6 protein-coding genes are annotated in these 4967 nt (G+C 68.6%); 1 reads left to right on the top strand and 5 read right to left on the bottom strand.

The features are described 5' to 3' along the window. Nucleotides 1-233: 233 nt before the first annotated feature. Entirely contained in the window at nt 234-713 is a 480-nt protein-coding gene (locus DQW06_RS03350) for an RDD family protein (RefSeq protein WP_013151984.1), read from the bottom strand. A gap of 351 nt (nt 714-1064) precedes the next feature. Between DQW06_RS03350 and glnA the strand changes: the two genes are divergently transcribed. Then, nucleotides 1065-2489 (top strand): type I glutamate--ammonia ligase, encoded by a 1425-nt coding sequence (gene glnA / locus DQW06_RS03345; RefSeq protein ID WP_013151983.1) that lies wholly within the window; start codon nt 1065-1067, stop codon nt 2487-2489. Between the two features lie 74 nt (nt 2490-2563). Here the strand turns inward: glnA and DQW06_RS03340 are convergent, their stop codons facing one another. From DQW06_RS03340 to DQW06_RS03325, 4 genes are all read right to left on the bottom strand, one after another. Next, nucleotides 2564-3784 (bottom strand): site-specific integrase, encoded by a 1221-nt coding sequence (locus DQW06_RS03340; RefSeq protein ID WP_117197940.1) that lies wholly within the window; start codon nt 3782-3784, stop codon nt 2564-2566. Nucleotides 3785-3870: 86 nt separating this feature from the next. Then, nucleotides 3871-4086, bottom strand: coding sequence for an AlpA family transcriptional regulator (locus DQW06_RS03335; protein ID WP_117197939.1), 216 nt, complete (start codon nt 4084-4086; stop codon nt 3871-3873). Then, a complete protein-coding gene (locus tag DQW06_RS03330) occupies nt 4083-4268 on the bottom strand; it encodes a hypothetical protein (RefSeq protein WP_117197938.1) in 186 nt (61 codons plus the stop codon). Before DQW06_RS03330 ends, DQW06_RS03335 begins: the two co-directional genes overlap by 4 nt. Before the next feature lie 101 nt (nt 4269-4369). Beyond that, a partial coding sequence (locus tag DQW06_RS03325) for an ATP-binding protein (RefSeq protein WP_198662368.1) occupies nt 4370-4967 on the bottom strand: 598 nt, incomplete at its 5' end.

The raw sequence follows: 4967 nt of genomic DNA, 5'->3' as shown, positions 1-4967 counted from the left end.
GGACGGGGCCCACCGGTGGGAACGGGATCCGCGGCGGGGACCGGGTCCCCGCGCGGGGGCCGGACCCGATTCTCCCGCGCGCGAACGCACCCCCGTGGGAGCGGGGGAGTCGAGCGCTCAGGGTTTCGGTCCGTTCCCGGGCCAAGTAATGAACGGATGTTAACAGCAGCTCGCGGGGGCCGCGCCCACGCGCGCGCCGGGCTTCCCCGGTGCCGGGGACCCCCGGTGAGGCCTCAGTAGCGGGTGGCGACCGTCCCGGCGGCCCGGTCGTGCAGCCCGCGGGTGTCGCGGTCGTAGATGACGGCGGGGATGACCAGGCACAGCAGGAGTGTGCGCACCGTCATGGACACGAACCAGGGCCAGGAGCGCTCGCCGGTGGCGGTGATGCCCACGCCGACCAGGCGGCGGCCGACGGTGGTGCCGAAGAGCGTGAGCAGGAGGACGTTCATGACCGCGAAGACGACCAGGGCGGTGTTGCTGACCATCGGGACGGCCTCCGCCTGGCTGGCGGCGTCCGCGCCGACCAGCCCGACGCCGTAGGCCCCCCAGGCGAGCGCGAGGGACAGCATCCAGTCCAGGAGGAGCCCCACCAGGCGGCGCATCACGCCGGGTACCGAACCCGGTCCGCTCTCGGGCAGGCCGAGCCGGTTGCCCCGGTACTGGAAGTCGTCCCCGGACGCCGCAGTGGCGGAGCCCCGGCTCTCGTCGCTCATGGTTTCCACGGTATCCACCCGGCGGGAGGGCCCGTACCCGGGGCGTCGGAGCTGCTGTGACCCCCCGCGCGGGAGATCATGGCGGAGGTCACACCGGGGGCCGTGGCGGGGGCCACAAACGGGGCCGCGCAGCGTCCCTTTTCGGCCCCTACAGGGCGGAATCACCGGGTCAGACCCGGTGGTCTGCGACAACAGCCGGGTCCGTAACATACAGGAAACAATCGAGACATGGCGCGGAAACCACCCGCTCCTAGCTTCGGAGACGAAGCCGGGAGACGGCGCGCGATCCGACGTGTCCGCGATGGGGCGGACCCCGGTCCACCGTCTCAGCCACCTGCACGGAGGTTCGTTTTGTTCAGCAGCGTCGACGAGGTGCTCGCCTATATCCGGGACGAGGACGTCAAGTTCCTCGACGTCCGATTCACGGACCTTTTCGGGGGCGTGAACCACGTTACCCTCCCGACCGAGAACGTCGACGAGTCGACGTTCACCGATGGCCAGATGTTCGACGGCTCGTCGATCCGCGGCTTCCAGGCCATCCACGAGTCCGACATGCTGCTGCTGCCGGACCTGAGCACCGGCGTGCTGGACCCGTTCCGCAAGCACAAGACGCTGAACATGACGTTCTTCGTCCACGACCCGCTGACCCTGGAGTCCTACAGCCGCGACCCGCGCAACGTCGCCCGCAAGGCCGAGGCCTACCTGCGCGGCTCCGGCGTGGCCGACACCGCCTTCTTCGGCCCCGAGGCCGAGTTCTACATCTTCGACGACGTCAAGTTCGAGACCCGGTCCAACACCGGCTACTACGAGATCGACTCGATCGAGGGCGCCTGGAACACCGGTTCGGCCATCGAGGGCGGCAACCGCGGCTACCGTCCCCGCTACAAGGGCGGCTACTTCCCCGTCGAGCCGGTCGACCACTACAGCGACCTGCGCTCGGACATGGTGCAGCAGCTGATCAAGTCGGGCATCGAGGTCGAGCTCCAGCACCACGAGGTCGGCACCGCGGGCCAGGCCGAGATCGGCATCAAGTTCGGCACCCTGCTCCAGCAGGCCGACAAGGTGCAGCTGTACAAGTACATCGTCAAGAACGTCGCCAACGCGGCGGGCAAGACTGCCACCTTCATGCCCAAGCCGCTCTTCGGCGACAACGGCTCGGGCATGCACTGCCACCAGAGCCTGTGGAAGGACGGCGAGCCGCTGTTCTTCGACGAGTCCGGCTACGGCCAGCTCTCGGACACGGCCCGCTACTACATCGGCGGCCTGCTCAAGCACGCCTCGGCGCTGCTGGCCTTCACCAACCCGACGGTGAACTCCTTCCACCGCCTGGTGCCCGGCTACGAGGCCCCGATCAACCTCGTCTACAGCCAGCGCAACCGCTCGGCCTGCATCCGCCTGCCGCTGACCGGCTCCAACCCCAAGGCCAAGCGCATCGAGTTCCGCGTGCCGGACCCGTCGGCCAACCCGTACCTGGCCTTCTCCGCCATGCTGATGGCCGGCATCGACGGCATCAAGAACAAGATCGAGCCGCCGGAGCCCGTGGACAAGGACCTCTACGAGCTGCCCCCGGCGGAGGCCCAGGCCATCAAGACCGTCCCGGCGTCGCTGGACGAGGCCCTGGAGGCCCTGGAGGCCGACCACGAGTTCCTGCTCGAGGGCGGCGTGTTCACCAAGGACCTCATCGAGACCTACGTGGACTTCAAGCGCACCGAGGAGATCGACTCCCTGCGCCTGCGCCCGCACCCGCGCGAGTTCGAGCTCTACTACGACATCTAGGCCTGCAACGCCCTGACGTGCACCTTAGGGGGCGACTCCCCCAGCGGGCGCACGTCGGGCGCACATCGCGAGCCTCAGAGGCCATCGGCAGCGTTCCACGCGCTGTCGATGGCCTCCCGCATTTTCTGGGAGGACGTCGGCATCATGTGGACGTAGGTCCGCAGGGTAAACCCCGGGTCGGCATGCCCCAGGTAGTCGGCCAGGTCCCGGATGTTGGCCCCACCAGACAGGACCAGGGACGCGAAGAGGTGGCGCAGGGCGTGGAAACCGTGCTCCCTGGACTCCTCGAAGCGCTCCCCCGGCTCCCGCCAGCCGATGACACCAGCGGAGGCAAGAGCGGGCTTCCACAGGTAGGGGTTCACGTAGTTCTTGTTGAGCGCCTTGCGTTCCCGCCCGGTGAAGACCAGCTGCTCCGTCACCGGTTTCCCGTCCGGCTTCTTCCATGGCAGGGTGACCGCCACGGGCGGGAAGCGCTGCATGTGCTCAGCCAGGGGCACGGCCACGCTCTTCGGGAGCGGCACGTCCCGCTCCTTGCCTCCCTTGGGTGGCGCGAAGCATAGAGTGTTGCGCACGATCTTGACCTGGCGGCGCACCCGGAGCACCTCCTCGGCGAAGTCGAGATCGCGGTCGGCCACACCGAACGCCTCTCCCTGGCGCAGTCCGCACCCGACTCCCATGTCCACGAGTGCCCGGTAGCGCTCCGGCAGCGCGGCCCGGACGGCGACCACGCGGCTCACTGGCCAGGGCACGATCTTCTTCTGTGTGGGGGACGGTGCCTTCACCGACTTGGCCCGGCAGGGGTTCTTAGCGAGGACGTCGTCGTCCACGGCCGCTGAGAAGACGCTGGAGAGGTTTTCGAACATGGTCCGGATAGTCCGGTCGCCCAGCTCCTGTTGTCGTCCCCTGATCCAGTTCTGGATGTCCGACGGGCGGATGGTGTTCATGGGCCGCCTGCCCATCAGCGGGTAGATGTGCCGTTGGAAGCGCTGTTCCATCGCGTACCGGGTGGCTTCGTCGATCGAGGCGTTGGCGATGAACTTCCGAGCGAAGTCCTCAAGGAGAACCTGTCCGGCCTTCGGGTCGACGTACTGCCCACGGGCGAGGTCGCCTTCCACCTGCTTCAGGTGCTGGCGGGCCTTCTCCTGGGTGTCGAAGACCGGTGACTTCTGTTCCCCGTCCAGAGCCCGGTACCGGGCGGCCCAACGCTTGCCCCGCCCGTACTTGCTGCTCCGCACCTTCTTGCGGGAGCCGTCCGGCTGCTTCTCCATCTTGTGCCAGAGGTCGACCACGGGCATGAGAATCCTTGCTGTCACTCGTGCTGGAAACAAAAAAGGGGCGGTGCCAACGGGATGACCCGTCGACACCGCCGAATCGCAGATGGTTAGGGCTGTGACCGCACCCAGGCCTGGACTGCCTCCGGGAAGTAGCGGACGTGCCTGCCCACCCGGTGGGAAGGCGGCCCGGTCCGCTTGTGGCGCCATTGGTAGAGGGTCGTTTCGGGCACCCCGAGGAAGTCCGCGGTCTCCTCGATCGACCAGAGCCGGGAGGCCCTGGTGGTTCCGTGCGTCCTCTGCCCCTTCTCCGACGTGCTGCTCATGCGGGTGATACCTCCAAGTAGACGCGGACGTGGCCGGGGTTGTGGCGGCTCGGGTAGGGCTTCGAGGGGTCGGCGAAGGGCCGCGCGGTGGTGATGGCGTCCACGACCTGGTCGACGACCTCGGGTGGTCCGATTACGCGGACCTTGGCCAGGTTCAGGCGCGGCTTGCGGCGGTCGGTCATGATGGGCAGTGCTCCTTGCCTTTCGCGGGTGGAGGAGTGCGGCTCCGGCGGTGCTTGGCGGTACGGGCCGGAGCCGCTTCCGTGGGTTCGTGCAGTGGTGCTCATCGGCTCAGGCGCCGGTCGGTGCCGGTCATCTCGACCCGCGTCGTCATCTCGATCAGGCGGGACGCGATCCGGTCGCCCAGCAGGCCCGGGAGAGCCGCGGGCGGCTCGTTGCTCGTGATGACGACCGGGAGCATGCGGTTGTAGCGGTGGTTGACGATCCGGTACGTCGTCTCCTCCGTCCACAGCGAGGACTTCGTGGTCCCGAGGTCGTCGAGCAGCAGGACGGGGACGCTGAGCACGCGGCGCATGAGCCGTTCGCGCTCCTCGTCCGTGGCCGCTCCAGGGCGCAGAGCGGCGTACAGGTCCGGGAACGTGGTCGCCAGGAAGCCGAACCGGATGGGTCCGGTCAGTGCGATCCTGCGCACCGCGCCGAACGCGGCGTGTGTCTTGCCCGTCCCGGTGCCGCCCCACAGCATGAGGGAGGGTGCCTGCGTCACGTCGGCGGCCACCTGGTCGGCCCAGTCGCACACCCGGGGGACGTCCGTGGAGGCGGTCAGGTAGCGGGGCGGGGTGGCGCGCTCGAACTTGGTCAGCGCCGCTGTGACGCGCTGACGGTGGTGGTAGGCGGGGTGGCCGGGCAGGTCGGGGTGCGGG

The organism is Nocardiopsis sp. TNDT3, assembly GCF_003427465.1.
GTDB lineage: Bacteria > Actinomycetota > Actinomycetes > Streptosporangiales > Streptosporangiaceae > Nocardiopsis > Nocardiopsis dassonvillei.
This window is presented reverse-complemented; position numbering and strand designations above follow the sequence as displayed.